The 12396-nt window shown below is 71.8% G+C and carries 13 protein-coding genes; 2 read left to right on the plus strand and 11 right to left on the minus strand.

What is annotated here, in order from left to right; genetic code table 11:
- The first annotated feature begins 236 nt into the window (after nt 1-236).
- Nucleotides 237-1682, plus strand: a complete 1446-nt coding sequence (gene gndA / locus ACIBMZ_RS27605) for an NADP-dependent phosphogluconate dehydrogenase (RefSeq protein ID WP_396698740.1) — start codon at nt 237-239, stop codon at nt 1680-1682.
- A gap of 132 nt (nt 1683-1814) precedes the next feature.
- Here the strand turns inward: gndA and ACIBMZ_RS27610 are convergent, their stop codons facing one another.
- The 3 genes from ACIBMZ_RS27610 to recO all read right to left on the minus strand — a co-directional run bounded on the left by ACIBMZ_RS27610 (nt 1815) and on the right by recO (nt 3761).
- On the minus strand, nt 1815-1997 hold the full coding sequence (locus tag ACIBMZ_RS27610; protein ID WP_396698742.1) for a hypothetical protein: 183 nt from the start codon (nt 1995-1997) through the stop codon (nt 1815-1817).
- Nucleotides 1998-2064: 67 nt separating this feature from the next.
- Complete coding sequence (locus tag ACIBMZ_RS27615) at nt 2065-2841, minus strand: isoprenyl transferase (RefSeq protein ID WP_396698838.1); 777 nt, start codon at nt 2839-2841, stop codon at nt 2065-2067.
- A gap of 77 nt (nt 2842-2918) precedes the next feature.
- Entirely contained in the window at nt 2919-3761 is an 843-nt protein-coding gene (gene recO, locus ACIBMZ_RS27620; protein WP_396698744.1) for a DNA repair protein RecO, read from the minus strand.
- A 126-nt stretch (nt 3762-3887) separates the two neighbouring features.
- Here recO and ACIBMZ_RS27625 point away from each other — a divergent pair, with 126 nt between their 5' ends.
- Entirely contained in the window at nt 3888-4751 is an 864-nt protein-coding gene (locus ACIBMZ_RS27625) for a DUF4097 family beta strand repeat-containing protein (RefSeq protein WP_396698746.1), read from the plus strand.
- Here the strand turns inward: ACIBMZ_RS27625 and ACIBMZ_RS27630 are convergent.
- The 8 genes from ACIBMZ_RS27630 to ACIBMZ_RS27665 form a co-directional block, all read right to left on the minus strand.
- A complete protein-coding gene (locus tag ACIBMZ_RS27630) occupies nt 4738-5988 on the minus strand; it encodes an acyltransferase (RefSeq protein WP_396698748.1) in 1251 nt (416 codons plus the stop codon). The two genes, ACIBMZ_RS27625 and ACIBMZ_RS27630, sit on opposite strands and share 14 nt — an antisense overlap.
- Before the next feature lie 171 nt (nt 5989-6159).
- The gene (gene era / locus ACIBMZ_RS27635) at nt 6160-7047 is read right to left on the minus strand and encodes a GTPase Era (RefSeq protein WP_396698750.1); all 888 of its coding nucleotides are present in this window, start codon (nt 7045-7047) and stop codon (nt 6160-6162) included.
- Nucleotides 7048-7123: 76 nt separating this feature from the next.
- Nucleotides 7124-7501, minus strand: a complete 378-nt coding sequence (locus tag ACIBMZ_RS27640) for a cytidine deaminase (protein WP_396698752.1) — start codon at nt 7499-7501, stop codon at nt 7124-7126.
- Nucleotides 7494-8900, minus strand: coding sequence for a hemolysin family protein (locus ACIBMZ_RS27645; protein ID WP_396698754.1), 1407 nt, complete (start codon nt 8898-8900; stop codon nt 7494-7496). Before ACIBMZ_RS27645 ends, ACIBMZ_RS27640 begins: the two co-directional genes overlap by 8 nt.
- Entirely contained in the window at nt 8876-9349 is a 474-nt protein-coding gene (gene ybeY / locus ACIBMZ_RS27650; RefSeq protein WP_396698756.1) for an rRNA maturation RNase YbeY, read from the minus strand. Before ybeY ends, ACIBMZ_RS27645 begins: the two co-directional genes overlap by 25 nt.
- A 15-nt stretch (nt 9350-9364) precedes the next feature.
- A complete protein-coding gene (locus ACIBMZ_RS27655) occupies nt 9365-10423 on the minus strand; it encodes a PhoH family protein (protein ID WP_396698758.1) in 1059 nt (352 codons plus the stop codon).
- A gap of 224 nt (nt 10424-10647) precedes the next feature.
- The gene (locus tag ACIBMZ_RS27660) at nt 10648-11994 is read right to left on the minus strand and encodes a serine hydrolase domain-containing protein (RefSeq protein WP_396698840.1); all 1347 of its coding nucleotides are present in this window, start codon (nt 11992-11994) and stop codon (nt 10648-10650) included.
- Between the two features lie 29 nt (nt 11995-12023).
- On the minus strand, nt 12024-12386 hold the full coding sequence (locus tag ACIBMZ_RS27665) for a histidine triad nucleotide-binding protein (RefSeq protein WP_396698760.1): 363 nt from the start codon (nt 12384-12386) through the stop codon (nt 12024-12026).
- Between the last annotated feature and the right edge of the window lie 10 nt (nt 12387-12396).

Below are 12396 nucleotides of genomic sequence, written 5' to 3' on the forward strand. Positions count from 1 at the left end.
CCGGAACTGAAACCGTTGCCTCGGCGCGGCGGACCGGCTCGATGAAGCGGGTGTCAGTAGCGCATGTCCCGGACGCTATCCGGCCGGTACGAGGAACGCATCCGAATTGTCGACGCCCCCGGTGGCGTGCGCTATGCGACCACCTGATGACCAGCGGTGGGGGGACGGAGCGGTACCGGGTCCGGCCGCGATACCGTCGCAGCACTACAGGTAGACGGCGGAAGGTGGCGACGAGGATGGCGGATCGGGCTACGGCGCAGATCGGTGTGACCGGGCTGGCGGTGATGGGCCGCAACCTGGCCCGGAACCTGGCTCGCAACGGGTTCACCGTGGCGTTGCACAACCGCTCGCCGGAGCGGACCCGGTCGCTGGTGGCGGAGCACGGCGACGAGGGCACGTTCGTCCCGACGGAGTCCCTGGCGGACTTCGTGGCCGCGCTGGAGCGTCCCCGCGCGGTGATCATCATGGTCAAGGCGGGCGGTCCCACCGACGCGGTGATCGACGAGTTGGTGCCGCTGCTCGAAGAGGGCGACATCATCATCGACTGCGGTAACGCGCACTTCGCCGACACCCGTCGCCGGGAGGAGGCGTTGCGGACCAAGGGCCTGCACTTCGTCGGCACCGGTGTCTCCGGCGGCGAGGAGGGCGCCCTCTGGGGGCCGAGCATCATGCCGGGTGGGTCGGCCGAGTCGTACCGCAAGCTCGGACCGATCTTCGAGAAGATCGCCGCGCAGGTCGACGGCGAGTCCTGCTGCGAGCACGTCGGACCGGACGGTGCCGGGCACTTCGTGAAGATGGTCCACAACGGCATCGAGTACGCCGACATGCAGCTCATCGCCGAGGCGTACGACCTGTTGCGGGCCGGCCTGGGCGCGACCCCGTCGGAGCTCGCGGAGATCTTCCGGGAGTGGAACTCCGGTGAGCTGGAGTCCTTCCTGATCGAGATCACCGCCGACGTGCTGGCGCACACCGACGCGGCCACCGGTGAGGCGTTCGTGGACGTGGTGCAGGACCGGGCCGAGCAGAAGGGCACCGGCCGGTGGACCGTCCAGATCGCCCTGGACCTGGGCATCCCGATCACCGGCATCGCCGAGGCGACGTTCGCCCGGTCGCTGTCCGGCCACGTCGACCAGCGTGAGGCCGCCGTGCGGGCGTTCCCGGACTCCGGGGAGAAGTGGCAGGTCAGCGACCGCGAGGCGTTCATCGAGGACGTACGTCGGGCGCTGCTCGCCTCCAAGATCGTGGCGTACGCGCAGGGCTTCGACCAGATCCGTGCCGGCAGCGCCGAGTACGACTGGAACATCGACCTCGGCGGCACGGCGAAGATCTGGCGGGGCGGCTGCATCATCCGGGCCCGCTTCCTGGACCGGATCAAGCAGGCGTACGACGAGCAGCCGGAGCTGCCCACGCTGCTGGTCGCGCCGTGGTTCGCGGACACCGTGCGCGACGGTGTGCCAAGCTGGCGGCGCGTGGTGGCCGAGGCGGCCCGGGCCGGCGTGCCGGCACCCGCGTTCGCCTCGTCGCTGGCCTACTTCGACGCGCTGCGCGCGCAGCGTCTCCCGGCCGCGCTCATCCAGGGTCTGCGGGACAACTTCGGCGCGCACACCTACCGTCGGGTCGACCGTGACGGTTCCTTCCACACCCTGTGGGCCACCCCCGACCGCGCCGAGACGCCGGCCTGACCGTAAGGACCTGATGTAAGGAAGGGTCCCCTGCTATGCACCAGGCGTTAGCAGGGGACCCCTCCTTGCCCGCACACCCGCACGACGCCGCCCCTGCCGCCACGTTCGGCGGCAGGGGCGGCGCTGTGTAGGTCAGAAGAAACGGCGACGCCGGGCCTTCTGCGGGCGGATCAGGTCCGCCCCCTGCGTGAGCAGGCGACTGGCCCGGGACGGGCCTCGCCGGGATTCCATCGAGTGGCTGAGCCGGCGGGCACCGGCGGCCGCCAACGGAACCGCAACGGCCATCACCGCCCACTGGGCTACGCGCTTGCGCATCATGTGGGTTCACCTCCGTCAGTGGCTGCTGACGACACTGATACCCAGTCCGACCGGTCGCTAAGCGTCAGCCGGTCGGGGCCACCGGGTTGGGCAGCGCGCCGCCGAAGCGGCGGTCCCGCTGGGCGTACAGCTCGCAGGCGTACCACAGGTGGCGGCGGTCGAAGTCGGGCCAGAGCGTGTCCAGGAAGACCAGCTCCGCGTACGCGCTCTGCCAGAGCATGAAGTTCGAGGTGCGCTGCTCGCCGGAGGGGCGCAGGAACAGGTCCACCTCGGGCACCTCGGGGTGGTACAGGTAGCGCTCGACGGTCTTCTCGTTGACCTTGCCCGGGTCCAGCCGACCGGCGGCCACGTCCCGGGCGATCGCGGCGGCGGCGTCGGCGATCTCCGCCTGCCCACCGTAGTTGACGCAGAACTGGAGCGTCAGCGTCGAGTTCCCCCGGGACATCTCCTCGGCGGTCTGCAACTCGGAGATGACGCTCTTCCACAACCGTCCGGCCCGACCCGACCAGACCACCCGTACGCCGAGGTCGACGAGCTGGTCCCGACGACGGCGGATGACGTCCCGGTTGAAGCCCATCAGGAAGCGCACCTCGTCCGGCGAGCGCCGCCAGTTCTCGGTGGAGAAGGCGTACGCCGACAGGTAGGGGATGCCCAGCTCGATGGCGCCCTCGACGGTGTCGAAGAGGGAGAACTCCCCCGCCTCGTGGCCCTTGGTGCGGGGCAGCCCGCGCTCCTTGGCCCAGCGGCCGTTGCCGTCCATCACCACGGCGACGTGCCGGGGCACCGCCTCCGACGGCAGCGCCGGAGGTCGGGCGCCCGACGGGTGCGGCGTCGGCGGCACCGGCGCGCGCCGGTCGGCCCTGGTGGATCGGATCACTCGGCTCTCCCTGCTCGACTCCATCGACGCCCGGTCGGGCGTCAGCCCTCGCCGGCCGGGTCGCGCGGCGGGGCCGCCCCGGCACGCCCACCGCCGGGTCGGACCGTGCCGGTGGCCGGGCCGCCCCGGTCCACCAGCGGCAGCGAGCGTAGCGCGCGCTCCAGGTGCCACTGCAGGTGCGCCGCGACCAGTCCGCTGCACTCCCGGCGTACGCCGTTCTCGGTGGCGTCGGCGACCCGCCAGTCACCGGTGGTCAGGGCGGACATCAGGTCGATGGTGGCCGGGGCCGGATGGGACGCGCCGGGCGGGCGGCAGTCCGGGCAGACCGCGCCTCCGGCGGGTACGGAGAACGACCGGTGCTGCCCCGGGGTGCCGCAGACCGCGCAGGCGGTCAACGCCGGTGCCCAACCGGCCAACGCCATGCCGCGCAGCAGGTACGCGTCGAGCACCAGCGTCGTCGCGTGGCTGCCCTCGGCCAGCGCCTTCAACGCACCCAGGGTGAGCTGGAAGAGCCGCAGCGACGGCTCCCGTTCCACCGGGGTGAGGCGTTCGGCGGTCTCGGCGATGGCACTGGCCGCGGTGTAGCGGGGGTAGTCACCGAGGAACCGCTTGCCGTACAGGTCGATCCCCTCGACCTGGCTGACGCTGTGCAGCGAACTGCCCAGCTCACCCTTGGGGTCACCGGCGAGTTGCAGGTCGACGTGGCCGAAGGGTTCCAGCCGGGCGCCGAACTTCGAGGTGGTGCGGCGTACCCCCCGGGCGACCGCGCGCAGCCGACCGTGCCGCCGGGTGAGCAGGGTGATGATCCGGTCCGACTCGCCGAGTTTCTGCACACGCAGCACCACCGCGTCGTCGCGGTAGAGCTGTCGGCGGTACCCGGCCATCGCGTCATTCTCCCTCCCCGCCGGAGTTCGGGTTCGCCCCCGGGTCGGATCTCAGGGTCGGCTCGGGGTCGAGAGGCCGTCTTACCCCGATGTGCGCCGCCCGGCACCGGACGTAGCGTGCTCGGCATGGCTCTGCACCTGACCACCCCGGCGCGCCGGTCCGCCGCCCCACCGCCGGCCGCCCCACCGCCGGCCGCCACCGCGCGGCCGAACGCCACCGCTCGCCGGGGTGTCGTGGCGGCCGTCGCGGCCACCACCCTGATCGTGCTCGCCGGGTGTGACAACCTCTCCTTCGGCCGGTTGGACTTCGACAACACCGAGGCCACCCGGATCACCGCGATCCGGGTGCTGCCGGGCTCCGGTGACGTGATGGTCCGCGCCGACGGCGGGGTGGACGGCGTCCGCATCAAGCGCGTGGTGCGCTACCAGGGCAACCAACCGCAGACGTCGTACGAGATCACCGGCACCGAACTGGTCCTGGACACCTCCTGCGGCAACCGGTGCAGCGTCTCCTACGAGATCACCACCGGTGAGGGGGTCAGCGTGCGGGGCGAGGCCGGCTCCGGCGAGGTCGATCTGAGCCGGGTCGGCGCGGTGGAGGTCACCGTCGGCTCCGGCGACGTCCGGGTGGCCGGCGCCGCCGGCCCGGTCCGGGTGGAGACCGGCTCCGGCAACATCGAGGTGTACGACGTGCCGGAGTCGGTGGTGCTCCGCAGCGGATCCGGCAACATCACCGCGAACCGGCTCGGTGGTGAGGTGGACGCGGAGGCCCGATCCGGCAACGTCACCGTCGAACTGGACCGCCCCGCCTCCGCCCGCGCGCACGCGTCCAGCGGTCACGTCGAGCTGACCGTGCCGGCCGGTGCGTACCAGGTGTTCTCGACGGTCGGCTCGGGCTCGGCCGACCTGGGCGTACCGCACGACCCGTCCGCGACGCCCGTGCTCGACGTCGCCACCGGCAGCGGCGACCTCACCGTCACGTCCCGCTGACGTCGTCGCCGCGCCCACGCTGCCCCGGCACCGACTTCTCCCGCCGCCGGGCGGCCCCACCGGCGGCGCGGGCGGCGCCGACCGGCTCATCCCCGCCGGCCCGGACGTCGTCGGTCGGCACTCCCCCACCGGATCCCGGACGGCCGCCATCGGTCGGCACCTCCCCACCGGACCCCGCAGGACCGCACGGTGCCGGGGTGCCACCCGGCCGACGGGGTGCGCGGGCAGACGACGCCGGGCGACCACCGGGGATCAGCTCCGGCGGACGCTGCGCCGCCACGTCCTCGACCCAGCCGAACGCGGCGGTCACCACGCCGACCAGGGCGAAGACCATCACCACCCGGATGGCCTGGCCCAGCAGGTTCTGGTGCGACCAGCCCACCACGTCCACCAGTGGCGTGAGCGCGACCACGAAGGCCATGTGCCACAGATAGACGGTCAGCGCCCGTCGGTTCAGCACGGTGACCACGCGCCCGACAACCTCGTTGCGGTCCACCCAGGCGGCAGCCGACGGTGCCCGGCCGAGCGCCACCAGGATGAACGCGGCCGACCAGAGGGCGTTGCCGAGCGGGATGTCGTTGAGGTCGTAGCCGCGCGGACCGGGGTTGGCCAGGATCCAGGCGCCGCCGGTCGCCGCGAGTGTCAGGACGACCGGCACCAGCACCCGGTTGGCCATCCGGCGCAGCATGCCCGCCTGGTGGGCGAAGCCCAGCAGCCACGCGCCGAAGTAGAGGCCGAACTCGCGCAGGACGCCGTGCGGGTTCTCGTAGATGCCGAACTCGATGGAGATCAGCAGGAGGTAGGGGGCGAGCAGGGTGGGCAGCGGGAACCGTCGGAACAGCCAGATGGCGATCGGCGAGGCGAGCACGAACCAGAGGTAGTCCCGCAGGTACCAGATCGGACTCAGCGCCAGCGCACCCCAGTAGTTCGCCGGTGGGTCGGCGACCGGGAACAGCCAGAGCAACACCTTGGGGGTCAACGGCAGCCCGGTGAACAGCATCGCCGGCACGAAGATCGCGGCGACCACCCAGAGCGACGGCAGCAGCCGCCGCAGCCGCCGCCCCACCGCAGCCGGGCCGACCCGGTACAGCGTGGCGGCCATCAGCGACCCTGCCATCGCGAACATCACCGACATCGCCGGGAACAGCACGGTCAGCGACGCCCAACCGGTGACGTGGTAGACGACGACCCGCACGATGGCCAGTGCACGCAACAGGTCAAGGTAACGGTTTCGCATCAGCCTGCATCTATGTCCGGGGGCAGAGGCATACCCTCCCTACCCTCTGATGCGCGCCGCGGAAACGACCAACCACCCAGCAGTTTAGTGAAACTTCCCATATGCCTGACCGGTACCGATCAGCCACTCCGGCGCTCGTCGTCCATTTCGTCCGGTACGCGGCAGAGTCGGTCAGAAACCCAGCTTGCGCAACTGCTTGGGATCGCGCTGCCAGTCCTTGGCCACCCGGACGTGCAGGTCGAGATAGATCCTGGTGCCCAACAGCTCCTCGATCTGCCGTCGCGCGGCGGTGCCCACCGCCTTGAGCCGCGCGCCCCGATGCCCGATCACGATCGCCTTCTGACTCGACCGCTCGACGTACACGTCGGCGTAGATCTTCATCAGCCGACCCTCGGGGATCATCTCCTCGACCACCACGGCGATCGAGTGCGGCAGCTCGTCACGTACGCCCTCCAGCGCCGCCTCGCGGATCAGCTCGGCGACCAGCACCTGCTCCGGGTCGTCGGTGAGCATGTCGTCCGGATAGAGCTGCGGTGACTCGGGGAGGTAACCCGTCATCACCTCGACGAGGGTGTCCACCTGGTGCCCGGAGACCGCGCTGACCGGCACCACCTCCGCGAACTCGCCCAGCTCGCTGACGGCCAGCAACTGCTCGGCCAGCCGCTTCTTGTCGACCAGATCGGTCTTGGTGACCACCGCGAGCACGGTCGCCTTCAGCTCGGCCAGTTCCCCGGTGATGAACCGGTCACCACGACCGACCGGCTCGTCCGCCGGAATGCACAGGCCGATCACGTCGACCTCGCTCCAGGTCTGCCGCACCAGGTCGTTGAGCCGCTCCCCGAGCAACGTCCGCGGCCGGTGCAGACCCGGCGTGTCGACCAGCACCAACTGCGAGTCCGGCCGGTGCAGCACCGCCCGGATGACGTGCCGGGTGGTCTGCGGCTTGTTCGAGGTGATGGCGATCTTCTGGCCGACGATCGCGTTGGTCAACGTGGACTTGCCGGCGTTCGGCCGCCCCACGAAACAGGCGAACCCGGCCCGATAGTCCCGCTCGCTCATGCCGGCACTCCGCTACGCTCCGCGCCGCCATGAGGCACCACCACACTGCACCTGATGATTCGCTCACTCCGCTCGCTCATGCGGTGACCGTGCCGAGGACCGTGCCGTCCGGGGCGGCGAGGTGGACCGGGGCGTCGGCGGCCAGGTCGCGTACGGCCGCGTAGCCGGCACCGTCCAGGGTGGACGCCTCGGTCACCACCACGGCGGCCTCCAACCGGGTGGCGCCCGCCGCAGCCGCCGAGGCGACCGCCAACTGGAGCGCGGTGATGGTCAGCGAGGGCAGCGACACGCTCGCCGCCGCGTACGTGCGACCGTCCTGGTCCCGGACGGCCGCGCCCTCCACGGCACCCACCCGACCCCGGGCACCCCGGGCGAGGATGACCAGCTTGCCGTCCTCGGCGCTCAGTTCGGCGTCGGCGGGCCGGGCGGTCGGTACGGCGGGTGACTCAGGCATCGGCGGGCAGCCTCTCCTCGGATCGGTCGGTGTCGCCCCGGGAGGCGGTCGCCTCGCCACCCGGGTTCTCCTTCGTGTCGGACGGCTCGACCCGGCGCACCAGCACCGTGTCGATCCGGTTGCGGCGGCCGGTGGTGCCCTCGGCGATCAGCCGGAGGCCGGACACCTCCGCCTCGGCGCCGGGGATCGGCACCCGGCCGAGGGCCTGGGCGAGCAGTCCGCCCACCGTCTCGACCTCGTCGTGCGGCAGCTCGGTGTCGAACAGCTCGCCGAGCGCCTCCACCGGCAGCCGGGCGGTGACCCGCACCGCGCCCTCCGGCAACTGCTCGATCGGCGGGCGCTCGACGTCGTACTCGTCGGTGATCTCCCCGACGATCTCTTCGAGGATGTCCTCGATGGTGACCAGACCACCGGTGCCGCCGTACTCGTCGACCACGATGACCAGGTGGTTGCGGGCGGCCTGCATCTCGGAGAGCAGGTCGTCCACGGGCTTGGACTCCGGCACGAAGGTCGCCGGCCGCATCAGCTCGGCCACCGGGAGCTGCGCGTCCTCGGCGGCCCCGCCCTGGGTACGCCGGATCAGGTCCTTGAGGTAGAGGAGACCGAGCACGTCGTCGACGCTCTCGCCGATCACCGGGATCCGGGAGAAACCGGAGCGCAGGAACAGCGCGAGCGCCTGGGACAGGTTCTTGCCCGACTCGATCCAGACCATCTCGGTACGCGGCACCATCACCTCGCGGGCGATGGTGTCGCCGAGAGCGAAGACCGAGTGGATCATCTGCCGTTCGCCGTGCTCCACCACGCCCCGCTGCTCGGCGAGATCGACCAGTTCGCGCAGCTCGACCTGGGTGGCGAACGGCCCCTCCCGGAAGCCTCGCCCGGGCGTCACCGCGTTGCCGATCAGGATCAGCAGCGACGCCAGCGGGTTGAGCACCCGGCCCAGCCAGCGCACCAGCGGCGCGGCCGAGCGACCCACCGCGTACGCGTGCTGCCGGCCGAGGGTACGCGGACCGACGCCGACCACCACGAAGCTGACCACGGTCATCGCCCCGGCGGTGATCAGTGCCGCCCGCCAGCCCGCGCCGAAGGTGTCCACCGCGACCAGTGCCACCAGCGTGGTGGCGGTCAGCTCGGCGAGCAGCCGGAGCAGCAGCAGGAGGTTGAGGTGACGGACCACGTCACCGGCGACCACCTGGAGCGTACGGGCGCCCCGGGCACCGTCGCGGGCCAGTTCGGCGGCGCGGGCCGGGGAGACCGCGGCCAGGGCCGCCTCGGTCATCGCGATCAGACCGGCGAGCACCACCAGCCCGGCCGCGAAGACGAGCAGTTGCAGATCGGGTAGGCCGGTGGCGGGCGCGGCCAGCACAGTGTCCATCACCGGGAGCGGGTCGACCGCCAACTGGACAGCAGACGGGCCTGGAGCCCGAACATCTCCCGCTCCTCCTCCGGCTCCGCGTGGTCGTAGCCGAGCAGGTGCAGCACGCCGTGCACGGTGAGCAGGTGCAGCTCGTCGGCGGGGCTGTGCCCGGCGGTCGCGGCCTGCTTCGCCGCCACCTCCGGGCAGAGCACGATGTCACCGAGCAGGGCCGGTTCGCCACCGGCGGCGGCGTTCTCCCCCGGCCCGTGGTCGACGCTGCCCTCGTCCATGGGGAACGCGAGTACGTCGGTGGGACCGTCGCCACCCATCCAGCGATGGTTCAGCTCGGTCATGTAGTCGATGTCGACCAGCAGCACGGAGAGCTCGGCGAGGGGGTTGACCCCCATCTCGTCGAGCGCGTGCCGGGCGACGGCGAGCACGGCGTCGGTGTCGACCTCGACACCGGACTCGTTGGCGATCTCGATGGACAACTGTCTTCCCTCGGTCTAGCGGCGCCGGCCGGCGCGGTTGCCCTGGGCGGTACGCCCGGCCACCGCGTGCACGCCCTGGGCCTGCTGGTTCTCCCGCTCGGCGTCCCACCGGGCGTACGCGTCGACGATCTCACCGACCAGCCGGTGCCGCACCACGTCGGCGCTGGAGAGCTGCGCGAAGTGCACGTCCTGGACGCCCTCCAGGATCTCCCGGACCACGCGCAGCCCGCTGGTCGTCCCGCCGGGCAGGTCCACCTGGGTGACGTCACCGGTCACCACGATCTTGGAGCCGAACCCGAGCCGGGTGAGGAACATCTTCATCTGCTCGGGCGTGGTGTTCTGCGCCTCGTCGAGGATGATGAACGCGTCGTTGAGCGTCCTGCCCCGCATGTACGCCAGCGGGGCGACCTCGATCGTGCCCGCCGCCATCAGCTTCGGGATGGACTCCGGGTCCAGCATGTCGTGCAGCGCGTCGTAGAGCGGGCGCAGGTAGGGGTCGATCTTCTCGTTGAGCGTGCCGGGCAGGAAGCCCAGCCGCTCCCCCGCCTCGACCGCCGGTCGGGTCAGGATGATCCGGTTGACCTGCTTGGCCTGCAACGCCTGGACCGCCTTCGCCATGGCGAGGTAGGTCTTGCCGGTGCCGGCCGGGCCGATCCCGAAGACGATGGTGTGCGCGTCGATCGCGTCGACGTAGCGCTTCTGCCCGAGCGTCTTGGGGCGGATGGTCCGCCCGCGCCGGGACAGGATGTTGAGCGTCAGGACCTCTGCGGGCCGCTCCGCGCCGCCCTGTTCGAGCATGCCGACGGTACGCCGGACGGCGTCTGTGGTCAGGGTCTCGCCTTTCTCGATCAGTTCGAGGAGTTCGCTGAAGATCCGCTCGGCGAGGGCGTTGTCGGCGGGGGCACCGGTGATCGTGATCTCGTTGCCGCGTACGTGCACGTCACTGTTCACGGAGCGCTCGACCAGTCGCAGGATCTCGTCACCCGCGCCGAGCAGGTTGACCATGATCTTCGAGTCGGGGACCGTGATCTTGGTCTGCACGCGGGGCGGGCCGGGAGGTGGGGTGCCGGTCATAGGTCGGGCCGAGGGGCCCTGCGCCACCTGCTCTCGATCTCGGCGCCGGGCATGCTGCCACGGCGTGCGGATGTTGACTCCATCGTATCGGTTCGACGGCGTGGACACGCCGCCCATTTCCCCCGGGAACGGCCGGTCGTGGCCTCGGGTGCGCCTGCTCACAGGGGCGGGGCGGAGTGGTCGCCGCGCCATCCGGCGACTGGTGCACAAGTGGACAAAAATCCTCAGCCGCCGGCCCGGAAGTCGTACCGGTCGAAGGTCTCCTGCCGTCGGGTGAACCGATACGTCGCCCAGTGCATCCGGACCACCTCACCGGCGGAGTCCCGGGTCAGCCGGAGCAACTCGCCGACCTCCCGCCCGGAGACCGTCCGGAACACGTCCGGCCGCTCCGGCACCGGCGTGAAGACCGCCGGCGGCTTCTCCGACGGGTCACCGGCGCCCCGGGCCTGCAGGGTGCCGTCGTGCCAGCCGAAGACGTACTCGAAACCCTCGCCCCACCAGCGACCGAGCAGCCCGCGCAGGTGCTCCGGGGCCGGCGTACCCGGCCGCCACGGCACGATGTCGGCCGGATCCTCCTCGACCGAGGCGGCGAGCAGCCGGTGCGGCAGCTCCAGCACCTCCACGGCGGTGCCGGAGGACCCCAGGACGGCGGCGCCGAACGCGGCGGGAGTCCCCTCGCCGCCCCGCCGGCCGTACACGCCGGCCAGGAACCCGGGCATCGCGCCGTCGTGCCCGACGTGCACCACCCGCTGCCCCTGCGGCACCAGGATCAGGCCCAGGCCGAAGCCACCCGACCACGACGTCTCGTCGGTGACCGTCACCGGCCAGCGCATCTCCTCCAGCGTGGCCGGTGCGAGCACCGCGCCGGTCGGGTCCAGTGCCGCCGGGTCGGCCAGGAAGGCGGCCCAGCGGGCCATGTCACCGGCGGTGCTCCACAACTGCGCGGCGGGCCCGACCGCGCCGAAGTCGGTCGGCGGCTCCGGGCGCGCCTCGTCGGAGTACGCGTCCACCAGGAACCCGGTCGCCGCGCGGGGACCCGGGTCGACCGTGGTCGCGGTCAACCCCAGCGGGGCGAGTACCCGCTCGGTGAGCACCTCGGCCCAGCTCCCGCCCCGCACCTCGCCGACCAGCCGGCCGAGCAGGGCCATCCCCAGGTTCGAGTAGTGGTAGCGACGGCCGGGCGGCAGTACCCGCTCCGCCCGGGCCAACTCGGCGACCAGCCGCTCGGTGTCCGGTGCCCGTAACGTGTCCCAGACGTCGCCGTACGGCTCCCGTTGCAGGCCGGCGGTGTGCGACAGCAACCGACGCACGGTCGACTCGCCGTGTGCCGGCAGGTCCAGGTGCCGGTCCAGCGGATCGTCGAGGTCGAGCAGGCCGTCGTCGCGGCACTGGAGGGTCAGCACGGCGGTGAACGTCTTGGTCACCGACCCGATCCGGAACCGGGTGTCCGGGTCCAGCGCGGTGTCGTTGCCGGTGCCGCCGACCACGCACGTCCACGGCGGGCGGTCGGCCCGGTGCAGTGCCGCCGCCACGGCCGGTACGCGTCCCCGGGCCTGGACCTGCCGCACCATCCGGTCCAGCCGACCGGAGGCGGTTGTTCTCACGCCACGCTCCGGGCCAGCATCGGCCCGAGCGGTGCACCACCCAGCAGGTGTGCGTGCACGTGGAAGACCTCCTGGCCGCCGTACACGCCGGTGTTGAACATCAGCCGGAAGCCGTCCCCGACCAGCCCCTCGTCCTCGGCCACCGCGGCGGCCGTGGCCAGCACCTCTCCGGCCAACGCCGGATCACCGGCGGCCAGGGTGGCCACGTCGGCGTAGTGCTCCTTGGGGATCACCAGGACGTGTACCGGCGCCTTCGGGTCGATGTCGCGGAAGGCGAGCGTGGTCGGGGTCTCGCGGACCACGGTCGCCGGGATCTCCCCGGCGACGATCCGGCAGAACAGGCAGTCAGGAGTACTCACCGGGGCAGTG

This window comes from Micromonospora sp. NPDC049900 (assembly GCF_044461025.1).
In the GTDB taxonomy this organism is placed as follows: domain Bacteria; phylum Actinomycetota; class Actinomycetes; order Mycobacteriales; family Micromonosporaceae; genus Micromonospora.

Excerpts from the sequence above, each read along its gene's own strand:
- gndA (WP_396698740.1), top strand. The coding sequence starts at position 237 with ATGGCGGATCGGGCTACGGCGCAGATCGGTGTGACCGGGCTGGCGGTG.
- ACIBMZ_RS27610 (WP_396698742.1), bottom strand. The coding sequence starts at position 1,997 with ATGCGCAAGCGCGTAGCCCAGTGGGCGGTGATGGCCGTTGCGGTTCCG.
- recO (WP_396698744.1), bottom strand. The coding sequence starts at position 3,761 with ATGGCCGGGTACCGCCGACAGCTCTACCGCGACGACGCGGTGGTGCTG.
- ACIBMZ_RS27625 (WP_396698746.1), top strand. The coding sequence starts at position 3,888 with ATGGCTCTGCACCTGACCACCCCGGCGCGCCGGTCCGCCGCCCCACCG.
- ACIBMZ_RS27630 (WP_396698748.1), bottom strand. The coding sequence starts at position 5,988 with ATGCGAAACCGTTACCTTGACCTGTTGCGTGCACTGGCCATCGTGCGG.
- era (WP_396698750.1), bottom strand. The coding sequence starts at position 7,047 with ATGAGCGAGCGGGACTATCGGGCCGGGTTCGCCTGTTTCGTGGGGCGG.
- ACIBMZ_RS27640 (WP_396698752.1), bottom strand. The coding sequence starts at position 7,501 with ATGCCTGAGTCACCCGCCGTACCGACCGCCCGGCCCGCCGACGCCGAA.
- ACIBMZ_RS27655 (WP_396698758.1), bottom strand. The coding sequence starts at position 10,423 with ATGACCGGCACCCCACCTCCCGGCCCGCCCCGCGTGCAGACCAAGATC.
- ACIBMZ_RS27660 (WP_396698840.1), bottom strand. The coding sequence starts at position 11,994 with ATGGTGCGGCAGGTCCAGGCCCGGGGACGCGTACCGGCCGTGGCGGCG.